This is a genomic window from Lentzea sp. NBRC 105346, from assembly GCF_030269605.1.
GTDB lineage: Bacteria > Actinomycetota > Actinomycetes > Mycobacteriales > Pseudonocardiaceae > Lentzea.
Genome location: NZ_BSTQ01000016.1, coordinates 135,201 through 155,936, shown reverse-complemented (window position 1 = coordinate 155,936; position 20,736 = coordinate 135,201). Strand labels below are relative to the sequence as shown.

The 20,736-nt window shown below is 69.0% G+C and carries 20 protein-coding genes; 14 read left to right on the top strand and 6 right to left on the bottom strand.

Annotated elements, in window-relative coordinates; translation table 11 throughout:
* Positions 1 to 47 precede the first annotated feature (47 nt).
* The gene (locus tag QSK35_RS30620; RefSeq protein WP_285751042.1) at positions 48 to 482 is read right to left on the bottom strand and encodes an ester cyclase; all 435 of its coding nucleotides are present in this window, start codon (positions 480 to 482) and stop codon (positions 48 to 50) included.
* A gap of 134 nt (positions 483 to 616) precedes the next feature.
* Here QSK35_RS30620 and era point away from each other — a divergent pair, with 134 nt between their 5' ends.
* The 7 genes from era to QSK35_RS30585 are packed head-to-tail and all read left to right on the top strand — an operon-like array spanning position 617 to position 5,648.
* Positions 617 to 1,513: a GTPase Era gene (gene era / locus QSK35_RS30615; protein ID WP_285751041.1), complete on the top strand. Its 897-nt coding sequence runs from the start codon at positions 617 to 619 to the stop codon at positions 1,511 to 1,513.
* A 3-nt stretch (positions 1,514 to 1,516) separates the two neighbouring features.
* Positions 1,517 to 2,269, top strand: coding sequence for a DNA repair protein RecO (recO, locus tag QSK35_RS30610; RefSeq protein WP_285751040.1), 753 nt, complete (start codon positions 1,517 to 1,519; stop codon positions 2,267 to 2,269).
* Between the two features lie 43 nt (positions 2,270 to 2,312).
* Positions 2,313 to 3,134 carry an isoprenyl transferase gene (locus QSK35_RS30605; protein ID WP_285751039.1) on the top strand — a complete coding sequence of 274 codons (822 nt, stop codon included), beginning with the start codon at positions 2,313 to 2,315 and terminating at the stop codon, positions 3,132 to 3,134.
* Positions 3,131 to 3,523 carry a YbjN domain-containing protein gene (locus tag QSK35_RS30600; RefSeq protein WP_285751038.1) on the top strand — a complete coding sequence of 131 codons (393 nt, stop codon included), beginning with the start codon at positions 3,131 to 3,133 and terminating at the stop codon, positions 3,521 to 3,523. Before QSK35_RS30605 ends, QSK35_RS30600 begins: the two co-directional genes overlap by 4 nt.
* Positions 3,524 to 3,532: 9 nt before the next feature.
* On the top strand, positions 3,533 to 3,961 hold the full coding sequence (locus QSK35_RS30595) for a hypothetical protein (protein ID WP_285751037.1): 429 nt from the start codon (positions 3,533 to 3,535) through the stop codon (positions 3,959 to 3,961).
* A complete protein-coding gene (locus QSK35_RS30590) occupies positions 3,961 to 4,965 on the top strand; it encodes a permease (RefSeq protein WP_285751036.1) in 1,005 nt (334 codons plus the stop codon). The genes QSK35_RS30595 and QSK35_RS30590 overlap by 1 nt, the downstream gene beginning before the upstream one ends.
* The gene (locus tag QSK35_RS30585) at positions 4,962 to 5,648 is read left to right on the top strand and encodes a TIGR03943 family putative permease subunit (RefSeq protein ID WP_285751035.1); all 687 of its coding nucleotides are present in this window, start codon (positions 4,962 to 4,964) and stop codon (positions 5,646 to 5,648) included. The genes QSK35_RS30590 and QSK35_RS30585 overlap by 4 nt, the downstream gene beginning before the upstream one ends.
* Positions 5,649 to 5,890: 242 nt before the next feature.
* On the opposite strand, the gene QSK35_RS30580 is transcribed toward QSK35_RS30585, so the two are convergent.
* The 3 genes from QSK35_RS30580 to QSK35_RS30570 are packed head-to-tail and all read right to left on the bottom strand — an operon-like array spanning position 5,891 to position 6,938.
* Entirely contained in the window at positions 5,891 to 6,283 is a 393-nt protein-coding gene (locus QSK35_RS30580) for a Fur family transcriptional regulator (protein WP_285751034.1), read from the bottom strand.
* Positions 6,284 to 6,296: 13 nt separating this feature from the next.
* The gene (locus tag QSK35_RS30575) at positions 6,297 to 6,644 is read right to left on the bottom strand and encodes an ArsR/SmtB family transcription factor (protein WP_285751033.1); all 348 of its coding nucleotides are present in this window, start codon (positions 6,642 to 6,644) and stop codon (positions 6,297 to 6,299) included.
* A gap of 9 nt (positions 6,645 to 6,653) precedes the next feature.
* Positions 6,654 to 6,938 (bottom strand): hypothetical protein, encoded by a 285-nt coding sequence (locus QSK35_RS30570; RefSeq protein ID WP_285751032.1) that lies wholly within the window; start codon positions 6,936 to 6,938, stop codon positions 6,654 to 6,656.
* A 17-nt stretch (positions 6,939 to 6,955) separates the two neighbouring features.
* Between QSK35_RS30570 and QSK35_RS30565 the strand changes: the two genes are divergently transcribed.
* Positions 6,956 to 7,330: an antibiotic biosynthesis monooxygenase family protein gene (locus QSK35_RS30565; protein WP_285751031.1), complete on the top strand. Its 375-nt coding sequence runs from the start codon at positions 6,956 to 6,958 to the stop codon at positions 7,328 to 7,330.
* Here the strand turns inward: QSK35_RS30565 and QSK35_RS30560 are convergent.
* Entirely contained in the window at positions 7,317 to 8,000 is a 684-nt protein-coding gene (locus tag QSK35_RS30560) for a tetratricopeptide repeat protein (protein ID WP_285751030.1), read from the bottom strand. The genes QSK35_RS30565 and QSK35_RS30560 overlap by 14 nt on opposite strands.
* 103 nt (positions 8,001 to 8,103) lie before the next feature.
* Between QSK35_RS30560 and QSK35_RS30555 the strand changes: the two genes are divergently transcribed.
* The 6 genes from QSK35_RS30555 (at position 8,104) to QSK35_RS30530 (ending at position 19,958) form a co-directional block, all read left to right on the top strand.
* A complete protein-coding gene (locus QSK35_RS30555; protein WP_285751029.1) occupies positions 8,104 to 9,489 on the top strand; it encodes a glycine--tRNA ligase in 1,386 nt (461 codons plus the stop codon).
* 71 nt (positions 9,490 to 9,560) lie between these two features.
* On the top strand, positions 9,561 to 10,214 hold the full coding sequence (locus QSK35_RS30550) for a hypothetical protein (protein ID WP_285751028.1): 654 nt from the start codon (positions 9,561 to 9,563) through the stop codon (positions 10,212 to 10,214).
* Positions 10,211 to 10,525: a hypothetical protein gene (locus QSK35_RS30545; RefSeq protein WP_285751027.1), complete on the top strand. Its 315-nt coding sequence runs from the start codon at positions 10,211 to 10,213 to the stop codon at positions 10,523 to 10,525. Before QSK35_RS30550 ends, QSK35_RS30545 begins: the two co-directional genes overlap by 4 nt.
* Positions 10,522 to 11,301: a hypothetical protein gene (locus QSK35_RS30540; protein ID WP_285751026.1), complete on the top strand. Its 780-nt coding sequence runs from the start codon at positions 10,522 to 10,524 to the stop codon at positions 11,299 to 11,301. Before QSK35_RS30545 ends, QSK35_RS30540 begins: the two co-directional genes overlap by 4 nt.
* Before the next feature lie 439 nt (positions 11,302 to 11,740).
* Positions 11,741 to 19,450, top strand: coding sequence for an RICIN domain-containing protein (locus tag QSK35_RS30535; RefSeq protein ID WP_285751025.1), 7,710 nt, complete (start codon positions 11,741 to 11,743; stop codon positions 19,448 to 19,450).
* Positions 19,451 to 19,517: 67 nt separating this feature from the next.
* Positions 19,518 to 19,958, top strand: a complete 441-nt coding sequence (locus tag QSK35_RS30530) for a hypothetical protein (RefSeq protein WP_285751024.1) — start codon at positions 19,518 to 19,520, stop codon at positions 19,956 to 19,958.
* A gap of 1 nt (position 19,959) precedes the next feature.
* On the opposite strand, the gene QSK35_RS30525 is transcribed toward QSK35_RS30530, so the two are convergent.
* Positions 19,960 to 20,685, bottom strand: coding sequence for a Type 1 glutamine amidotransferase-like domain-containing protein (locus QSK35_RS30525; protein ID WP_285751023.1), 726 nt, complete (start codon positions 20,683 to 20,685; stop codon positions 19,960 to 19,962).
* Positions 20,686 to 20,736: the final 51 nt, after the last annotated feature.

Genomic DNA, 20,736 nt, shown 5'->3' with positions numbered 1-20,736 from the left:
GTGAGTGTTTTCCGTCGTCATGGCGACGGAAAACACTCACGACTGGTCTAGGCGGGCTGGCCCATCAGGCCGAGCTGCATCATCATGCCCGCGGCGTCGGGGTGGGTGTGGAACTCCTTGATCTTGCCGTTCTCCGCCTTGATGAAGTAGGTCCCGCGGCTGGTCACCGACTTGCCCGTCGGGGGGATCTCCATGCCGCCCATGGCGAGCGTGCCGGTGTTGGTGCCGGTGAACTCCAGCTCACATGCGATCTGGTCGTCGGTACACACCATGTTGGTCGTGCGGATGTGCATGTCCGGGAACGCGGTGAACCAGGACTGGGTGTAGGCGCGGGCCGCCTCCACCGTGCGCATCGGGTCCGGGGTGGTGTCGTCGATCCAGACGAAGTCGTCGGCCAGCAACTTCACGAAACCGTCGGTGTCGTGGCGGTCCCACGCGCCGATGCCTTCTTCGTTCAGGCGCTCGAGTTCTGCTCTCGACATGCCGCACCTCCTTGTGCGAAACGTGCGAACGGGTCACGGGGGACGCGGCCGTCAGCGTGCGCTCGTACACCCGCGCGGACCAGTGCCGGAAGGCCCCCCGAAAGTCCGCGGCGGCCGGCGGGGACAATGGACGGATGGATGGTTACCGCTCCGGCTTCGCGTGCTTCGTCGGCCGGCCGAACGCCGGCAAGTCGACGCTGACGAACGCCTTGGTGGGCACGAAGGTGGCTATCACGTCCAACAAGCCGCAGACCACCCGGCACACGATCCGCGGCATCGTGCACCGGCCGGACGGCCAGCTCGTGCTGGTCGACACCCCAGGGCTGCACCGGCCGCGCACGCTGCTCGGCCAGCGGCTCAACGACCTGGTCCGGGAGACGTGGTCGGAGGTCGACGTGGTCGGCTTCTGCGTCCCGGCCGACCAGAAGGTCGGGCCTGGCGACAAGTTCATCGCCGCGGAGCTGGAGAAGGTCGCCAAGCGCACGCCGGTCGTCGGCATCGTCACCAAGACGGACCTGGTGTCGCAGCAGCAGGTGATGGAACAGCTGCTCGCGTTGCAGCAGGTCATGGAGTTCGCCGAGATCATCCCGGTGTCCGCTGTGGACGGGTTCCAGGTGGACAAGCTGAGCGACCTGCTGCTGCAGAAGCTGCCGGAGGGCCCGCCGCTGTACCCGGACGGCGACCTGACCGACGAGCCCGAGCAGACGCTGGTCGCCGAGCTGATCCGCGAGGCCGCCCTGGAGGGCGTGCGTGACGAGCTGCCGCACTCGATCGCGGTCGTCGTCGAGGAGATGCTGCCGCGCGAGGGCCGCGACGATCTGATCGACATCCACGCGTTCGTGTTCGTCGAACGGCCGTCGCAGAAGGCGATCATCCTGGGACACCGGGGTGAGCGGCTCAAGCAGGTCGGCACGACGGCGCGCAAGCACATCGAGGCGCTGCTGGGTACCAGGGTGTACCTGGACCTGCACATCAAGATCGCCAAGGACTGGCAGCGCGATCCCAAACAGCTACGCCGCCTGGGGTTCTAGGTCATGGCCAATCTGTACCGCGACACCGGAATCGTGCTGCGAGTGCAGAAACTCGGCGAGGCCGACCGGATCATCACGATCCTCACCCAGCGGCACGGCAAGCTGCGCGCCGTCGCGAAGGGCGTGCGCCGCACGACGTCGCGGTTCGGCGCCAAGCTGGAGCCGTTCTGCCATGTCGACGTGCAGTTCCATCCCGGCCGCTCGCTGGACATCGTGACCCAGGTGCAGACGCTGGACGCGTTCGGCGTCGGCATCGTCAACGACTACCAGCGCTACACCGCCGCGTGCGCGGTGCTGGAGACCGCCGACCGGCTCACCGCCGAGGAGGGCGAACCCGTCGTCCGGCTGTACCTGCTGGTCACGGGTGCGCTGCGGGCGTTGTCGGCGGCCGAACGCGACCCGTCGCTGATCCTCGACGCGTTCCTGATGCGCGCGATGTCGTTCGCCGGCTGGGCGCCCGCGGTCAGCGAGTGCGCGAAGTGCGGCGATCCGGGGCCGCACCGGGCGTTCAGCGTGCAGGCGGGCGGCGTCGTGTGCGCGAACTGCCGTCCGCCCGGTTCGGCCACACCTTCGAGTGACACGTTGGCGCTGCTGCAGGCGTTGCTGCACGGCCAGTGGGATGTCGTCGACGCGATCCCGCATCTGGCGCGCCGGGACGCGAGCGGACTGGTCGCGGCCCACCTGCAGTGGCACCTGGAACGGCAGCTCCGGTCGTTGCCGTTGGTCGAACGCAGGGCCAAGCCGACCGAAGGCTAAGGTGCGGCGTACCGATGTCGTGCTGAGAGGAAAGCCTGACCCCATGCTGCGTCGAAAGCGCTCCCCGGAGCGCGAGAAGCGCGCCCCGAAGCCTCCGGAGCCGCATCCCTCCGGCGCCCGTCCGCCCGCCATTCCCAAGGAACTGGTGCCGAAGCACATCGCGATCGTGATGGACGGCAACGGCCGGTGGGCCAACCAGCGCGGCCTGACCCGGATCGAGGGGCACAAGCGCGGCGAGGCCCAGGTCGTCGAGGTGTGCCGTGGCGCGATCGAGCTCGGTGTGCAGTGGGTGTCGCTGTACGCCTTCTCCACGGAGAACTGGAAGCGCAGCCCCGAAGAGGTGCGCTTCATCATGGGCTTCAGCCGCGACGTCATCCACAACCGCACCGACGAGCTCGACGAGATGGGCGTGCGGGTGCGCTGGGCCGGCCGCAGGCCGCGGCTGTGGCGCAGCGTCATCAAGGAGCTGGAGGTCGCCGAGGAGCGCACGCGTGACAACGACGTGCTGAACCTGGCGATGTGCATCAACTACGGCGGCCGCGCGGAGATCGGTGACGCGGCGCGCGAGATCGCGCGGCTCGTGGCGGCGGGGCAGCTCAACCCCGAGAAGGTCGACGAGAAGACCATCGCCCGGTACCTCTACCAGCCCGAGATGCCGGACGTGGATCTGTTCATCCGGCCGTCCGGCGAGCAGCGGACGTCGAACTTCATGCTGTGGCAGTCCGCGTACGCCGAGCTGGTCTTCCAGGACATCCTGTGGCCGGACTTCGACCGCCGCGACCTGTGGAACGCGTGCCTGCAGTACGCCCAGCGCGACCGGCGCTTCGGCGGTGCCATCGACAAGCCCGACGCGGAGGTGTCGTGAACGCGACCGCTGAGGCGCTCGACGCGGCGCGGACCGCGCTCGAGCTGTTCCACGACGTCGCCGTCGATGACGACGGCGCGCTGAGCTTCCGCCACGGTGATGTGCCGTGCGCCGTGCAGGGCATGGAGCTGGCGGACGGGCTGACCGTGCTGTCGCTGACCTGCGTCGTCGCGTGGGACCTGCCCGGCGATATTTCCGCTTATGTGGCCGAACGCGCCGGTCAGGGCATGTTCGGCACGCTCGGGGTGATCAGGACCGACCGCGGCACCGACGTGACGCTGCGGTACGCGTTCCCCGCCGACGGACTCAAGCCCGAACCGCTCAGCACCCTGCTGATGCTCGTCGTGTCGACCGCGTCGCAGGTACGCGGCGAACTTCTCGCCCTATAGGAGACAGTCATGGGTGGCGTGATCATCTACGAACCGGACGAGGAGTCCGAGGTCAACGAGTTCCCGTGGGTGGTGACGTTCGAGCCGTCCGGCGGCGAGGAGTGGGACTCCTTCGTCTGCGGGCCGTACGAGTACGACCACGCGGTGGCACTCGCTGAGGCCGTCGCGCTGGATGAGGGCGGCGTGCTCGCCGTCGTCCAGCCGATGCTGCCCGCGCTGTCGGCCGACGACGTCGTCGCGACGATCTCCGAACTGCGCGTCGCGGCCGAGGAGGACGCCGAGGCAGAGGAGCAGGTCAACGGCACTCCCGTCGACTTCGACGACGCCGACGACGAGGAGTTCGAGGAGCAGGAGGTCGAGTCCGAGCCTCCGTCGCCCGAGGAGATCAAGGCGGGCATGGAGCGGACCTACCGGCGCCTGATCGGCTCCGAGGACTGATGACGATCACCGGCGAGATCCGGGGCCGGCGTCCTACGGGACCCCGGTTCCGGATCACGTCGCTGGAAGTGCTGTGCGGCATCCTTGTGCTCGCGCTGATCTTCCAGTCCTCTTTGGTGCGTCTGCTGGATGTGCGCGAGCTGCGCACGGGGTCGACGGTGTTCGTCGCGATCTGCGTGCAGGCGCTGCCGTTCCTCGTGGTGGGCGTGCTGATCAGCGGTGCGATCGCGGCCTTCGTGCCGCCTTCTTTGTTGCGCCGGCTGTTGCCTTCTTCTTCTGCTCTGGCGGTTCCCGTCGCGGGCGTCGCCGGGGTGGCGCTGCCCGGTTGTGAGTGCGCGTCGGTGCCGGTGGCTCGTCGCCTGATGCAACAGGGTGTCGCGCCCGCGGTGGCTCTCACCTTCTTGTTGGCCGCGCCGGCCGTGAACCCGATCGTGCTGGTCGCGACGGCTGTGGCGTTCAACGACACGCCTCTCATGGTGGTCGCGCGGTTCGTGGGCTCTCTTTTGACGGCCGTGGTGATGGGGTGGCTGTGGGCGCGGTTCGGCAAGCTGGAGTGGATTGCCGCTCGGGCTCTGGAGCGGTTGCCTTCGCACGAGGGGACGTCGCGCTGGGCGGTCTTCCTGGAGTCGGCGCGGCACGATCTCGTTGACGCGGGTGGGTTTCTGGTGCTGGGCGGGTTGTTCGCCGCGGCGTTCAAGGTGCTCGTGCCCGTGTCGTGGATGAACACCCTGAGCGGTCAGGTCGTGCTCGGCGTCCTCGTGATGGGACTGCTGGCCGTGGTGCTGGCGTTGTGCAGTGAGGCCGACGCTTTCGTCGCGGTGTCGTTTTCTTCTTTGCCTTTGTTGCCGCGCTTGGTGTTCCTCGTTGTTGGTCCGGCCGTTGACGTGAAGCTCATCGCGATGCAGGCCGGTGCTTTCGGGCGGTCGTTCGCTCTGCGGTTCGCGCCGCTGACCTTCGTGGTGGCGGTTTTGTGCGCTGTGGTGACCGGGGTGGTGTTGCTGTGAGGCGCGAGACGCAGAACATCCTGCTGATCCTGCTCGGCGGGGCCTTGCTGAAGATCAGTTTCAGTGGGTTGTACCTGCGGTACGTGCAGAAGGGGTTTCTGCCGCTGCTGGTCATCGCCGGGGTGGTGATGGTCGGGCTGGCCGGGTTCTCGATCTATCGGGACGTGTGTGGGGCTCGGGTGCCGTCGCACTCGCACTCTTCGCGCTCTGTTTGGTTGATGCTGCTGCCCGTGCTGGCGGTGTTCCTGATCTCGCCGCCCGCTCTTGGGGTGGACGTGGTCAACACTTCTTCCGACACCAACCGGACTACGTCTCGGGGTGGGTTTTCGGCGCTGCCTTCCGATCAGGTGGTTCCGCTTTCGTTGACGGAGTTCGTGACGCGGACGGCGTGGGACGACTCCGGGACTCTCGATGGGCGGACCGTGCGGCTCACCGGGTTCCTGGTGCGGCAGGGGGATCACACGTACGTGGCGCGGCTCGCGATCTCCTGTTGTGCGGCGGATGCGCGGCCGCTGAAGGTGCACCTGACCGGGCTGCAGGCGGGTTTCGGGGATGGGCAGTGGGTGGAGGTGACGGGCAAGGCGGTGCCGAAGTCCGCCACCAAGGAGAACTCCTACATCCCCACCTTCACCGTCGAGAACGCGGTGCCGGTGGCGGTGCCGGCGGAGCAATACGAGTCGTAGGCGCGGGCCACGGCCCCCCGTCTTCCAGCGTATCGCCGAGGTCTGACAGTCCCGCGAGTCCTACGTTCCGGCCCCGTGAGTTGTACGTTCGCGCCCCTCGATCGGGTGTCGGGTCAGCCCCGCGAGTCCTCAGTTCAGGCCCAGTCGAGTCCGCGACTCGGGCCCCGCATTGGGTGCACGATCGGACAACTCACCGGGGCTGAACCGGAGACTCGCGGGGGCTGAATTGAGGACTCGCGCGGTTAGCGCTTGGCGACGCACTCCGCGCACGTGCCGAAGATCTCCACGGTGTGACTGACCTCGGAGAAACCGTTCTCCGCCGCGACCCGGTCGGCCCACTTCTCGACGGCGGGACCCTCGACCTCGACGGTGCGGCCGCAGCCGCGGCACACCAGGTGGTGATGGTGGTGCGCGGAGCACCGGCGGTAGATGGCCTCGCCGGAGTCGGTGCGCAGCACGTCGACCTCGCCGGCCTCGGCGAGGGACTGCAGTGTCCGGTAGACCGTCGTCAGCCCGATGCCCTCGCCGCGGCGGCGGAGCTCCTCGTGCAGCTCCTGTGCCGAGCGGAACTCGTCGAGCTGGTCGAGCAGGTTCGAGACCGCCGTGCGCTGCTTGGTCGACCTCAGTCCGGTCACAACTTCTCCCCGGTCACAGTTTCTCTTCGGCGTGCGTCACCGCGTCCACCACGATGTGCGCGAGGTGTTCGTCCACCAGCCGGTAGACGACCTCGCGGCCGTGGCGCTCGCCGTGCACGACCCCGGCCGCCTTCAGCACTCGCAGGTGCTGGCTGATGAGCGGCTGCGCGACGCCCAGTGCTTCGACCAGTTCGTGCACGCACCGGTCGCTCTCCTGCAGCTGCAGGACGATGGCGATGCGCACCGGGGCGGCCAGTGCGCGCAGCAGGTCACCGGCGGCGGTCAGGGTCCTGGCCGCGCGGGGCGGGACGGGTGCCGCCTGGCGCTCGGGTGAGTGCTCGCCGTGCAACTGGACCGTCATGGCCGCACCTCACCTGGTAGGGATTTTCAGTACCAATTCTAGTGTGATCAACACGAGGATGAGCAGGACTGCCACCCGCAACACCCGCGCTCCGGGTGTCAGCGTCTGCCACGTGGCGGCCAGGAGCGCAAGGGCGCCCAGGATCAGCACGCCCAGCAGCACCGCGCCGACCGCGCCGCCGATCCACACGCCCGCGACGAACAGTCCCAGCACGACGACGAACACGGCCGCGGCCGGTACGCGTGCGAAGGGACCGTCGCCGGGCAGCAGGGTGCGTTTGGAGTTCTGGGGCACCGTGACATCCTTGCACCGTGCTGCTGGTGTGCCGTTTCCGCGTGTCCGACCCCGGCCCGTTCGCCGACCGCGCGCGGAAGGCGCTGGAGCTCCTCACCAAGCAGCCCGGTTGCACGAAAGCCCAGCTCAGCCGCTCGACGGACGACGACGACCGCTGGGTGCTGACCGCCGAGTTCGACTCGGTCGTCGCGTACCGGCGCGCGATGTCGCCGTTCGACGTGCGGGAGCACGTGATCCCGTTGCTCAGCGAGGCCGAGACCGACGCGCCCGCGATGTACGAACCGCTGCTCACGGCCGTGGACGGGGAGACGACCGAGCGGGTCAGCCTCCTCGCCGAGGACGCGTTCACCGTGCGGCTCGGCGAGGCGGGCGGACCGGCTACTCCCCGTTAGCGATCGCTTCCATCTCGTCGACCCACTCGTCCGGCGAGTCGTCCGGCAGCAGGTCCAACGCCCGCTGCGCGGCTTCGGCGGCCTCCTCCGGTCTGCCCAGCGCCTTCAGGGTCTTGGCCTTGCCGGACTCCGCGTACCCCTCGGGACAGCGGTCGAACGCCTCCAGCGCCTCGTCGAAGCGTTCGTTCTCGAAGTAGTACCAGCCGAGGTTGTTGTACAACGGCCCCAGCCAGTGCCTGACCTGCTCGTTGTCGGAGTTCTCGGCGATCTCCAACCCCTGGCGGGTCCACTTCTCCGGGTCGTCGATCAACGCCGCCATGTGCGCGGCGTCGGCCGCGAGGAACAGGTCGCCGCGTGTCCTGGCCAGCACGAACGCCGCGATGAACAGCGGTTGCGCCTGCTCGGGCGCACCGGCCGAGCGGAACAACCGTCCGCGTTCAAGCAGGACCCGCACGCGGGCGGTGCTGTCGGCGGTGACCAGGTCCTCGGCCTGGTCGACCAGCGCGTGCCCCTCGTCGAACGCCCCGCGCAGGCCCTCCACCCGCCCGAGCTGGGTGAGCACCTCCGCCTTCTCGTCGTCGGATGACGTGTGCTCCAGCAGTTCGCGGAAGCGTGTTTCGGTCGCCGACAGGTCGGCGAAGTCCCAGAGTTCTCGCAGCCGGTCCTCCATGGGGGCAGCGTAGGCAGCAAAACCACTGGTCGCCCATTAGAGGTTTGTCACCAACGGTTAGTCTTGGCGGTCCCCCGACACCGTTTCCGACCTGGAGTTCCCGTTGGCAGCCGACCGCATCGAGACCGTTGTCAGCCTGTGCAAGCGCCGTGGCTTCGTCTACCCGTGTGGCGAGATCTACGGCGGTACCAGGTCGGCCTGGGACTACGGTCCCCTCGGCGTCGAGCTGAAGGACAACATCAAGCGCCAGTGGTGGAACTTCATGGTCCGCGGCCGCGAGGACGTCGTCGGCCTGGACTCGTCGGTCATCCTGCCGCGTGACGTGTGGGTCGCCTCCGGTCACGTCGAGGCGTTCGTCGACCCGCTGATCGAGTGCAACTCGTGCCACAAGCGGTTCCGCGCGGACACGCTGTCCGAGGAGTACGCCGAGCGCACCGGCAAGCAGGTCGCCGAGGGCGACGTGTCCGACGTGCCGTGCCCCAACTGCGGCACCAGAGGCCAGTACACCGAGCCGCGCATGTTCAACGGCCTGCTGAAGACGCACCTCGGTCCGGTCGAGACTGAGGAGGGCCTGCACTACCTCCGCCCGGAGACCGCGCAGGGCATCTTCACCAACTTCCTGAACGTGCAGACGACCTCACGCAAGAAGCCGCCGTTCGGCATCGGCCAGATCGGCAAGTCGTTCCGCAACGAGATCACGCCGGGCAACTTCATCTTCCGCACCCGCGAGTTCGAGCAGATGGAGATGGAGTTCTTCGTCGAGCCGGGCACGGACGAAGAGTGGCACCAGTACTGGATCGACGAGCGCACCCGTTGGTACAACGACCTCGGCATCGCCAAGGAGAACCTGCGGCACTACGAGCACCCGAAGGAGAAGCTGTCGCACTACTCGAAGCGGACCGTCGACATCGAGTACCGCTTCCAGTTCGGCGGCCAGGAGTGGGGTGAGCTCGAAGGCATCGCGAACCGCACCGACTTCGACCTCACGACGCACTCCGAGCACTCCGGTGTGGACCTGTCGTACTTCGACCAGGCGTCCGGCTCGCGCTACAAGCCGTTCGTCATCGAGCCCGCGGCCGGTGTCGGCCGCCCGATGATGGCGTTCCTGCTCGAGGCCTACACCGAGGACGAGGCGCCCAACGCCAAGGGCGGCGTCGACAAGCGCGTGGTGCTGAAGCTGGACCGCCGCCTGGCCCCGGTCAAGGTCGCCGTGCTCCCGTTGTCCCGCAACGCCGACCTCTCGCCGAAGGCACGCGACGTCGCCGCTTCCCTGCGCCGGCACTGGAACGTCGAGTTCGACGACGCGGGCGCCATCGGCCGCCGGTACCGCCGCCAGGACGAGATCGGCACCCCGTTCTGCGTCACCGTCGACTTCGACACGCTCACCGACCTCGCGGTGACCGTGCGGGAGCGCGACACCATGTCGCAGGAGCGCGTGTCGATGGACCAGCTCGAGCAGTATCTGGCCGCCCGGCTGCTGGGCTGCTGAGCGGAACGTTTCCCGAATTCAGCTGTAGCCGCGCCTCCCTCGCCGCATAACTTCGCGGCAAGGGAGGCGCTGTGGGCAACTGGTCTGGGCGTGACTGGGACTACGAAGAAGAAGTCGACCTGTTCGACGACGAGCCGGTCGACCGGCCGGCCGAACCGGATCCCGACGGCCTGACGGGCACGGACCCGGCCAAGGCCGTACGAGTGATCGTCGGAGAGCAGGGTGAGGTGCTCGCCGTGCGGCTGGACGAGCAGTGGGAACGGCGCATCGATCCACGTGAGCTCGGCACCGCCGTGCTGACGGCGGCCGGCAACGCGACCGCCCTCGCCGCCGAGCACGCGCTCGCCGGCGCGCCGCCCGAGCCGGTCCACCCGCAGGCGCCCCAGCCGGGCGAACTGACGCCGCAGGACGTGATCCGGCTGGTCGACGCGGTGTTCGCCGACCTGGAGGCGTTCACCGACCAGCTCGGGCAGAGCGTCGACCATCCCGTGACCGCGCAGAGCCGTGGCGGCCACGTCCACGGCGAAGCGCAGGCCGGGCAGATCCTCCGGCTGACCGTCGACTCCGGCTGGGCCGCGAGCAGGCGGCACACCGAGGTCTCGGCGGAGCTCGAAGAGGTGCTGCGGGAACTTCGCCGCCGCAGTGCGCCCGCGAGCCCGAGGCCGCAGAGCCCGGCGATCGACGAACTCATGACGGTCGCACGTCGGATGGGGATGGCGGTATGAGCGACAACTTCTACGTCGGCGTCGACGAGCTGCGCCAGCACGCTCGCGTGTGGGAGAACGCCGCGGCGAACCTCCGCGGGCCGATCTACGACTGCGGCGTCCTCGAACTGACGAGCAAGGAGATGTCCTTCGCCGCCGAGGAACACAAGTTGGTGCAGGGGTACAACGACGCCCGCAGGTCGGTCGAGAAGGCGCTCCAGGTGGCGATGTACGGGTTCACCGCGATCCAGAACCAGCTGATGGCGACCGCGAAGACCTATGAGGACGAAGAGTACGAGAACCTGCACCGGATCGAGGGCACGCAGCGATGAACCCGTTGGTGGACAAGGTCGACGAGAAGCTCAAGGACGTCGATCGCCTGTACCGCAACCTGTTCGACCGGGCCAACACCGTGGTTCAGTGGATCCCTTCGGACTCGGTCCGGGCCAGCCTCGGCGACGCCCTCGCGACGCTCGGCAAGAAGGTCGCCGAGTTCTGGGAGTGGATCTGGCACATCTGGACCGAGCACGGTGACGCGCAGCGGCTCCGGGAGACCGGCGAGGCGTGGGTGCGGCAGGTCGCCAACACCCTCGACGAGATCGCGAAGTCCGTCGGTGCGGCGAAGGCGCACTACTGGGCGGGCGATGCCGCCGACGCCTACCGCGCGACGGTCGACCAGCAGGTCGCCCAGCTCGGCAAGATCAAGGAGGCGGTGACCCAGTTCAAGACGTCGCTGGACGCCCTCGCCATCCAGGTCGAGAAGTTCACCATGAACCTGCTGATCGCGTTGGGCGTGCTGGCCGCCGGGCTGGCACTGGCGCTGGGGCTGACGGCGACCGGGGTCGGCGCTCCGGCGGGGGCCGCCGAGGGCATCGCGGCCACCACCACGACCACTGTCGTCGCGGTGAACCTCAAGGCGGGACTGGCCGCCGCCATCGCCTTCATCGCCTGGACGCCGGTCGCGGTCGACGACATGACCAACGCGGTCGCCGCCGAGCGCAACGCGATCAAGGGAAAGCCGTTGGGCTGGGCGATGCCGGACACCGAGTCGTTCGCCGATGCCACGGAGCACGACGGCGACGCGACGGACTGGCGGATCAAACCCTGAGGCGTGCCGGTTGGCCGCAGCGAGCGCGCCGGCGGGATCCGGGGCAGGAGGATCCGCCGGCGCGGTGCTGTCGTGCGGCGGTGGTCACGAGCGCTACCGCGGAAAGGCCCGTGACCAGCCCGAAGCGTCGTTTCCACGACGCGGCTCAACGCTCGTTCTTCGAACCCGCGAAGTCGAGATCCGGTGGCTGAGGGATTGCTGAAGGTTCGCCAAAGCTTCGGCGTGAAACGAAAGGCTCGCCGAATGGTGTGACCTGGGTCACAACCTGAAGAAATCGGATTCGGCGATGACGTTAGATCCGCGTCAGGTTCCGCGGCCGGGGAAGTGGCCGTGATCGACTGGGGGTTTCACCATGACTCGGAGTGTGTTCGCGCGCGCCCATTCGCCGTTCAGACACAGATCATTTCTGCCCGAAACCGGGGACCGACCGAGCATTCTCGTGCGGTCCCTTTCTTATGCCCTGGCGTTGCTCGTCGGAGTGTCCGGATCCGTGGTCGCGATCGACTACGCGGCACCCGAGGCGCACGCGGAAACCAAGCCGCAGCAACAGCTTCCGCCCTCCAACGAGGCCGCGGACATCCCGTCCGCCCGCGCCACCGCGGCCCTGCACAAGATCCGGGTCGAGGCGCTGAACGAACGCACCGAGAGCGTCTCCACCTTCGTCAACCCGGACGGCAAGATCACCAGCGAGCTGAGCGCGGGGCCGATCCGCGTCAAGCGCGGTGACGCGTGGGTCCCGGTCGACCTGACGCTGGAGAAGCGCGCGGACGGCACCATCGCCCCCAAGGCCCACCCTCGTGATCTGGTGATCGCCAAGGCCGGCGGTGACCAGAACACCCGCGATCTGGCCGTCGTTCGCTATGGCGACGCCGAGGTGGCGTTGCAGTGGGCGGGGAAGCTGCCCGAGCCCAAGCTCGAGGGCCGCAAGGCCACCTACGCCGACGTCGAGCCCGGCACCGACCTCGTCGTCGAGGCCACGCGCACCGGCTTCGAGCAGTTCCTGATCCTGAAGGAACGCCCCAAGAAGCCGGTCCAGCTCACGCTGCCGATGCGCACCAAGGGTGCCACCGCGAAGCGCAAGGACGACGGCAACACCGACCTGCTGAACGCCAAGGGCGAGGTCGTCGGCTCCATCCCGCGTCCGGAGATGTGGGACGCCCGCAAGAACGAGAAGTCCGGTGACCCGCTCAAGCGCGTCCCGCTCGGCCTCGAGGTCGCACCGGGTCAGCTGAAGCTCACCGCCGACGAGAACCTCCTGCAGGCCAAGGACACCCAGTACCCCGTCGTCATCGACCCGGCCGTCGACATCGGCCCGCAGTACGACAAGTACGTCCAGACCGGCACGGTCCGCGACACCGGCGGCGACACCGACCTGCGGCTCGGCACGTTCGACGGTGGCGCGACCATCGCGCGCAGCTACTTCAACTTCGACGTCAGCCAGCTCAAGGGCAGGCGCATCCACAGCGCCCGCTTGTACCTCTATGAGTGGCACTCGTGGTCGTGCGATGCGCGCGGCTGGGAGCTTTGGGACACCGGCCTGATCAACTCCGGCACGAACTGGGGCAACCAGCCCCCGTGGTACACCCGCTGGTCCACCAGCACGGAGACCAAGGGCTACGGCTCGGCGTGCAACGACGGCTGGGTGAGTGGCGACATCCGCGGCCTGATCCAGCTCGGCGCGGACAACGGTTCCAACGTCCTCGGCATCATGGCCAAGGCCGCCAACGAGCAGGACAACTACGCCTGGAAGAAGTTCGACTCGGCGCAGGCCGGCGGGGTCCCGCACCTCAACGTCGACTACAACACCCGGCCCGACCCCGCGACCGGCCTCGACGTCTCCGACCGCGGCGACTCGAACGGCCAGACCTACACGCGCTCGACGACGCCGACGCTGTCGTTCCGCGTCAGCGACCCCGACGGCGGCACCGTCACCGCGGTCTTCTACGTCTACGACGCCGACAACAACCTGATCAACGACTACTGGGTCTTCGGCGTCCCCTCGGGCAGCGTCGCCACCTGGAAGGTCCCCGACGGGTGGCTGCAACCCGGCAAGACCTACAAGTTCCGGGCGACATCGTTCGATGCCAACGACTGGGCGGGTGACGGCTGGGTCTCCATGAGACCCGTGCACTCCGGCAAGGCCCTCGACATCACCGGCTGTTCGACGGCCGCGGGCACCTACTCGCAGCAATGGGACTACTGGGGCGGCGGCTGCCAGCGGTTCGCCATGCAGGGCACCGGCGACGGCTACTACATGTTCCGCGCGCGGCACTCCGACCAGGTGCTCGACGTCGACAACTGCGGTGGCGACGGCGCGCGCATCAAGCAGATGCCCGGCAACGCCAACGACTGCCAGCGCTTCCGGCCCGACCGGCTGGGCAACGGCCAGTACCGGATCATCGCCAAGAACAACCAGAAGGCGCTCGACGTCGACGGCGCCACCGCCGACAACGGCTCCAGGATCATCACGTTCACGCCGCACGACGGTCTGAACCAGAAGTGGCGTCTCGACCCCGCGCCCGACCCCGGCGTGACCGTGCAGTGGCTGACGTTCACCACCGACACCGTCGACCCCGGCGCGCCGTTCGTGTCCTCTGTGGACTACCCGAACGACAACAAGTGGCACAAGGGCGCCGGTCAGGCCGGCACGTTCACCTTCACGCCTCCCAACGGCACCACCGACGTCCACTCGTACCTGTGGGCGATCGACGCGGTGCCGGCCACCGAGGCGGTCGCGGGCGCGGACGGCAGGGCCACGCCGTCCATCACCCCGGCCACCGACGGCCAGCACACGCTGAACGTCCGCACCAAGGACCGGTCGGGCCGGCTCTCGGCGATCACGTCGTACACCTTCCACGTCGGCCGTGCCGGGTTGCTGCGGCCGGCCGAGGGCGTGCGGGTGCCGAGGCGCATGCAGCTGCAGGTCGACGGCGAACCGGCCTTCACGCACGTGAAGTTCGCGTGGCGCCGCGGACCTGGGGCCGCGGTCGAGTCGGACATCCCGCCCGCCAACCTGACCAAGGCCGACGGTTCCGCGCTGGGTGCCGGGTTCGTGCCGCTCAACTCGTTCGGCGAGTTCGCGGTGTGGAACGCGGTCGACACGCTCGGCGAGGCCGCGGGTGTCGTGCAGGTCAAGGCGATCATGGCCACCGACGCGTCGGGCGCGGGCGCCTACTCCACGGCGTGGCGCACCGCCGTCGTCGACCCGAGCGCGGACGACGCGGCGAGCAGTTCGGTCGGACCGGGCTCGGTCAACCTGCTCACCGGTGACTACTCGATCTCGTCGACCGACGCCGAGGAGTTCGGCCTGTCGGTGTCGCGCACGTCGTCCTCGCGCGACCCGAAGGCGGGCTACCAGCTGCAGCGCCAGCGGCTGACCGTGAACCAGCAGAAGGTGTCCACGGACACCGCCGGGTTCACCGGGCCGACGGCCAATATCGCGCGCAACACCGAGCGCGGCCACGACAGCACGGACTCGCTGGAGATCACGGCGCCGCCGAGCTCGCAGTGGAACAACAGCGACACGTTCGCCTCGATCGAGGGCGACATGAACGCCGGCATGCGCCTGGGCATGAAGGCCGGCCGCACCTACCGGGTCACCGGCTGGATCTACGTGCCCGCCGCCACCGGCCTGTCGCCGGACTGGGGCCGCGGCCTGAAGATCAGCTCGTTCGCGAAGACCCCGGCCGGGTACCAGGAGTGGAACTCGGCCCGCCCGACCGCGGTCGACGCGTGGCAGCAGCTCACGCTCGACTTCACCGTGCCGGGCGACGCGACCGAGGCGTTCATCCGCCTGTACAACGGGTTCGCGCCCAACAGCGGCAAGAAGGTCTACTTCGACGACCTGTCGCTGCGCGAGATCACGGCGCCGTTCGGCCCGGTGTGGGAGACCGGTGCCGAGGTCGACTCGGCGAACATCGACTACACCCGCCTGACGTTCCCCAACGAGGACACCGTCCAGGTCGAGCAGGCGCCGGGTACGTCGATATGGTTCACCCGCACGCCGGACGGGAAGTTCTGGCCGGAGCCGGGTGCCGAGGACCTGACGCTGGTCAAGGAAGGTGACATCTACCGGCTGTCCGAACTGGACGGTTCGGTGACCACGTTCGCCAAGCCGGCGGGCACGGACACCTACCTGGTCGACACCGCGACCCCGCCGGAGCAGGCGGGCGTCAACCGGTTCACCTACACCAACATCGACGACCAGCTGCGCATCCACCGCGTGATCGCGCCCCAGGAGCCGGGCATCGGCGACTGCACCACGACCACGCCCGCGCGTGGCTGTGAGGTGCTGGAGTACGCGTACGCCGACACGACCACGGCGACCGCGTCGGCGTACGGCGACGTGAAGGGGCAGATCAAGTCCATCGCCGCCTGGACGACCGACCCGGCCACCGGCACGGTGTCCAAAGTGGACGTGGCGCGGTACGCCTACGACGACAAGGGCCGGCTGCGCGAGGTCTGGGACCCGCGGCTCGCGTCGCCGTTGAAGACGAGCTACACCTACGACGACTCCGGGCACGTGACCGAGGTCGGCCATCCCGGTGACCTGCCGTGGAAGTTCGACTACGGCACCGCGGGCAGCGGCGACAACAACAACGGCCGGCTGCTGCGGGTCCGCCGTGACACGCTGCGTCCCGGTTCGCTGGACGAGGTCGACGGCGAGATCAAGTCCACCATCGTCTACTCCGTGCCGCTGACCCGCGGCGCGGGCGGCCCGCACGACATGGACGGCAACGCCATCTCGTCGTGGGCGCAGGCCGACGCGCCGACCGACGCCGTCGCGGTCTTCGGTCCCGAGGACCCGGTGACGGTCAACACCGCCACCGGCCAGGCGCCGGGAGCGGACGGCTACCGCGCGGCGACCATCCACTACCTCAACGCGTCCGGCAAGGAGGTCAACACCGCGACGCCGGGTGGCTTCATCGACACCAGCGAGTACGACCGGTTCGGCAACGTCGTGCGCAAGCTCGAGTCGTCCAACCGGCAGCTGGCACTCGGGCAGTCACCGAACGCCGACACCGACCTCGCCACGCTGGGGCTCGCCCAGTACGACAGCAAGACCCGCGCCACGTGGCTCGACTCGCGCACCACGTACAGCGCCGACGGCATCGACGTGATCGAGAGCCTCGCCCCGCTGCACCGGATCGCGTTGAACAACGACGCGGACAAGCTGGTCAACGCCCGCGGGATCAGCACCAGCACCTACGACGAGGGCAAACCGGACGGCGCCGCCTACCACCTGGTGACCACGCAGCGGACCGCTGCGCGGGTGGTCGGCGTGGACGGCGACCAGGACGTCCGCGTCAACAAGAACGAGTACGGCACGCCGCTGGGCGGTGAGTCCGGCTGGAAGCTGCGCAAGGCCACCAAGGTCATCACGGCGGCCGAGTCGGCGGAACCCCTTGAGGCGTCGACGAAGTACGACGCGCAGGGCCGGGCCAGGGAGTCGCGCAAGATCGGCTCGGACGGCTCGGACGCGGGCACCATGCGGTCGGTCTTCTACACCGCGGGCGCCAACCCCGACGACGCGTCGTGCGGCAACCGCCCGGAGTGGGCGGGCCAGGCGTGCCTGGTGCGCGCGGCCGGCGCGATCACCGGGCACGACGCGGCGCGCATGGTCGGCGACGTGCCGGTCAAGCGGATCGAGTCGTACACCAAGTTCGGTGAACCGGAGCGGATCACCGAGACCGTCGCGGGCAAGACGCGAACCACGGTCAACACCTACGACGGCGCCGACCGCCTGGCCACCACGAAGATCACCGGTGACCTCGGTGACGCCGTGCAGGAGGTGAGCACGGACTACGACCCGAACACGGGTGACGCGCTCACCACCAAGTTCGCCGACGGTACGAAGATCACGCGGGCGTTCGACAAGCTCGGCAGGCTCGCGAAGTACACCGACGCCGACGGCGCCTGGACGCAGACCGAGTTCGACCGCTTCGGCAAGCCGTCGAAGATCACGGACTCGCTCGGCACGACCCAGACGTTCGGCTACGACCGGGTCGCCGAGCCGCGCGGCCTGCTCACCTCGGTGACCGACAGCGTCGGTGGCACGATCACCACGCGGTACGGCCCGGACGAGCAGATCGTCGGCATGGACCTGCCCGGCGGGGTCCGGATGGACCTGCAGCTGGACCCGGCCGGTGTGCCGGTGTCGCGGAAGTACTCGCGGGCGAGCGACAACACGCTGATCGCGGCCAGCTCGATCGTGGAGAACACGCAGGGCCAGTGGCTGAGGCACACCGGTCCGGGCTCGGACAAGCGGTTCGCCTACGACACGCTCGGCCGCCTCACGAAGGTGTCGGACGTGTCGGCGGCGACGGGCCTGTGCACCACGCGGGTCTACGCGTTCGACCGGCGCACCAACCGGACCGGCAAGACGACCCGCACGGGCGCGTCCTCGGGTGAGTGCCCGGACGACCAGGCCCAGGCCGCCGCGACCGAGACGCACACCTACGACTCGGCCGACCGCATGACCGACGCGGGCTACGTCTACGACGCGTTCGGTCGCATCACGTCCACGCCGGGCGGTGTCACGAATTCCTTCTACGTCAACGATCTGGTGCGCTCGCAGCAGACCGCCGACACGAGGATGACGTGGAACATCGACCCGAAGCTGCGGCAGCGGTCGTTCGCCACCGAGCACCTCGTCAACGGATCGTGGGCCAACGCCGTCACCAAGGTCAACCACTACGCCGAGGACTCGGACGAGCCGCGCTGGATCGCCGAGGACGTGACGCAGAACAACAACGTCACGCGCAACGTCTCCTCGCCGGAGAACGACCTGGCGTTCACCACCTCGCTGTCCGGTGACGTCACGCTCCAGCTGACCAACCTGCACGGCGACGTCATGGCGACGGTGCCCGTGTCCGGTACCCAGCTGGGCGCGGTGACCGTGCTCGACACCGACGAGTACGGCATGCCGTCGGCCGACACCCCGGCCGCTGCGACCGCCCGCTACGGCTGGCTGGGCGGCAAGCAGCGCTCCGCCGAGGCCCTCGGCGGCGTGCTCATCATGGGCGTCCGGCTCTACCACCCCGGCACCGGCCGGTTCTGGTCGGTCGACCCCGAGGACGGCGGCAACGCCACCGCGTACGACTACTGCACGGGTGATCCGGTCAACTGCACCGACCTCGACGGCCGGTGGGGCTGGTTCAAGAAGCTCGTGTCGGTCGTGGCCAAGGTGGCCGAGGTCGTCTCGTACATCCCGGGCCCGATCGGGGCCGTGGCCGGAGCGGTGTCCGCGGTCGCTTACGCGGCAACGGGTAACTACGCGAAGGCCGCGGAGATGGCGGTGACGGCGGCGGCCAACCTGGTCGGCGCGGGCGCCGCGGTGAAGGTCGGCATCAGGGCGGTGAAGGCCGCGTCGAAGGCCGTGCCGAAGCTCGCGTCTCGCGCGGTGAAATCGGTGCGCTCGGTCGTGTCCCGCGGTCGCGGTGCGAGCTGTCCGATCCGCAACTCGTTCACGCCGGACACACCGGTCGTGCTGGCGGATGGCACCACCAAGCCGATCGGTGAGCTCGTGGCCGGCGAGCTGGTGCTCGCGGTCAACCCGGAGACCGGTGAGGCCAAGGCCGAGCCGATCGTCGAGGTGATCGTCGGCTTCGGTACCAAGGACCTGGTCGACATCGACCTCGACCCGAGCACGCCCGGCGTGCTGACCGCCACGTCCGGCCACCCGATCTGGGTGCAGGGCCGCGGTTGGGTCGACGCCGACCGGCTGCGGACGGGTGACCGGGTGCGGGGCGGTGACGGGGCGACGCACGCGGTCGCCTCGGTGCGAGGGCTCGGCTGGCAGCCGTTCACCCTGGTCTACAACCTCAACGTCGCGAACACGCACACGTTCCAGGTGGAGGCCGACGGTCTCGACCTGACCGTGCACAACTGCGCGATGCGGGCGCCGTCGTACCGCGGCACCGACTCCGGCCGCATCTGGCCGACGAGGAAGGCCGCGGTCGGAGCGGCCCGCCGGGACGCCAAGGCGTCCGGTGGCTGCGCGACCTACCGCGGACCGTGCGGCAAGGGCGGCCACGTGCACGTCGACTACCGCAACAGCCGCGGGCAGATCGTCGAGACCAGGCACTACGTCTGGAAACCCGTGGTGCAGCTGGCTCGGCGGATCGTCCGCAGGCACCACAAGAGATAGCAGGTCGTCGATGGTCCTCCCGATAAGCTCGGGAGGACCATCGCGGCACGAGGAAAGGGCGTTTTCCGTGGATCGACTGGGTGCCGCGGTCGCCGCACTGTCGGCGAGCCTGTCCGACTACCAGGCGCTGGTCAGCGGAGTGGCCGGCGAGGACGACGTGCGCGCCGCGCAGGCCGGTCTGCGGCAGGTGCTGGACCACTTCGTCCAGTGCGCCGAGGAGGACACCGACTGGGGAAACCCGTTCGAGGGCGCCGAGGGCTCGTCCGGTGGCTGGGGCGGCGCGGGCGGCCACCGGCTCGTCGCCGACTACCGGATCACCGTCGGCCAGTCGCGCAAGCTGATGAAGCGGGCGCACCAGGTCGCCGAGGCCCCGGACGCGTGCGTGCCGATGCGCGTGGAGACCGTGTCCGACGCCGTGTTCGCCCTGATGGCCAACGCCCAGCAGGACGTGGTGCAGCAGTTCCGCGACGCCGGTGTGGTGGCCGAGTTCGAGCTGCGGACCGGCTGAGCTACAGGCGGCGCGTGTCGAGCTTCTCCTCGACCGTGTCGCCCGTCGCGTCCTTCGCCACGACGTAACCGTAGGCACCGGCCCGTTCGGTGACGGCCTCGACGAGTTCGGTGCCGCGGTACAGCAGACCGGCGCCGTCGTCGGTGCAGTAGGTCGTGGGCAGTTGTCCGGACGCGACGGCCGCCTGCACGGCCGGCCTGCGCCCCGGTTCGGAGTCGTAGTGCACGCCGTTGCCGTACGGCAGCAGCGCCAGCCCGTTCGTCACGACCCGCAGCTCGGGTCCGAACGAGTCGGTCGTGCCGCCCGCGTGCCAGCAGATCGACCCGGCCGACACGCCGCCGAGCACCACACCCCGGCGCCACGCCTCGGCGAGCACCTCGTCCAGTCCGTGCACCCGCCACACGGCGAGCAGGTTCGCGACCGAGCCGCCGCCGACCCACACCACGTCGTGCTCCAGCACGAAACCGAGCAGGTCGGTCGTGGGCGGCATGACGAACAGGTTCAGGTGCGACACCTCGATGCCCGCGAGCTGACCGGCCTCGGAGACATGTGCGTTGAACGTCCGTTGATCACCGTTCGCTGTGGCGATGTGACACAGCTTCGGGCGGCTGTTCGTCCCGGACAGCTCGACCGCGAAGTGGATCAGTTCGCCGAACTCGAGGTTCGTGCGGTGGCCGGCACGCCACCCTCCGGAGGTGGCGAGGATGGTGGGCTGCTCAGCAGGCATGACCTTGATCCTTGCAGGGGCGTCAAACGCCACCCGCGCGTTTCTGGAACC

Excerpts from the sequence above, each read along its gene's own strand:
- QSK35_RS30620 (WP_285751042.1), bottom strand. The coding sequence starts at position 482 with ATGTCGAGAGCAGAACTCGAGCGCCTGAACGAAGAAGGCATCGGCGCG.
- era (WP_285751041.1), top strand. The coding sequence starts at position 617 with ATGGATGGTTACCGCTCCGGCTTCGCGTGCTTCGTCGGCCGGCCGAAC.
- recO (WP_285751040.1), top strand. The coding sequence starts at position 1,517 with ATGGCCAATCTGTACCGCGACACCGGAATCGTGCTGCGAGTGCAGAAA.
- QSK35_RS30605 (WP_285751039.1), top strand. The coding sequence starts at position 2,313 with ATGCTGCGTCGAAAGCGCTCCCCGGAGCGCGAGAAGCGCGCCCCGAAG.
- QSK35_RS30595 (WP_285751037.1), top strand. The coding sequence starts at position 3,533 with ATGGGTGGCGTGATCATCTACGAACCGGACGAGGAGTCCGAGGTCAAC.
- QSK35_RS30590 (WP_285751036.1), top strand. The coding sequence starts at position 3,961 with ATGACGATCACCGGCGAGATCCGGGGCCGGCGTCCTACGGGACCCCGG.
- QSK35_RS30575 (WP_285751033.1), bottom strand. The coding sequence starts at position 6,644 with ATGACGGTCCAGTTGCACGGCGAGCACTCACCCGAGCGCCAGGCGGCA.
- QSK35_RS30560 (WP_285751030.1), bottom strand. The coding sequence starts at position 8,000 with ATGGAGGACCGGCTGCGAGAACTCTGGGACTTCGCCGACCTGTCGGCG.
- QSK35_RS30545 (WP_285751027.1), top strand. The coding sequence starts at position 10,211 with ATGAGCGACAACTTCTACGTCGGCGTCGACGAGCTGCGCCAGCACGCT.
- QSK35_RS30540 (WP_285751026.1), top strand. The coding sequence starts at position 10,522 with ATGAACCCGTTGGTGGACAAGGTCGACGAGAAGCTCAAGGACGTCGAT.
- QSK35_RS30525 (WP_285751023.1), bottom strand. The coding sequence starts at position 20,685 with ATGCCTGCTGAGCAGCCCACCATCCTCGCCACCTCCGGAGGGTGGCGT.